1 pseudogene is annotated in these 418 nt (G+C 58.4%); it reads right to left on the bottom strand.

The window, feature by feature from the left end:
- Positions 1 to 418: pseudogene (locus I6F37_RS41845) on the bottom strand (hypothetical protein); the annotation flags it as partial.

The following is a 418-nucleotide window of genomic DNA, read 5'->3' as shown; positions in this document are numbered from 1 at the left end:
CCGCGGGATGTGCCGCCCCGAGCGCGCGCTTCACGCCATCGGAAAGATCCTCCGCCGTGGCCTCAACGAAGTTGGCCTTTCCCAAAGTAGAAGATTGCTTCAACAACGCCACACGCGTCTCACGATCGGAAAGGGCGGCCAGCAGAGCGATGCAATCTCCAAACGCTTCGTGAAAGGCGCCCTGCTCAGAGATGGTGCTGACGAATAACTCGGGACGCAGAACGTCCAGAAAGGCGTGCCCGCACTCATGGGCGACCACGTCGGTGCTCGCCCCAGAAAAGGTAGTTTTTGTGCCGGAAGTATCCTGAAAAAACGCCAGATGCTTGCGGTCGTAGAAAGCATTCAGGTCCGTGCCGCCATCGGGTACAAGAAAGAGCTTCTTGGGATCGTCAGCGGCGGACGACCACTTCTTCAATGG

Source organism: Bradyrhizobium sp. NBAIM08 (assembly GCF_020193935.1).
GTDB lineage: Bacteria > Pseudomonadota > Alphaproteobacteria > Rhizobiales > Xanthobacteraceae > Bradyrhizobium > Bradyrhizobium yuanmingense.
The sequence above is the reverse complement of the archived record's forward strand: the minus strand, read 5'-3'. Positions and strand labels throughout refer to the sequence as shown.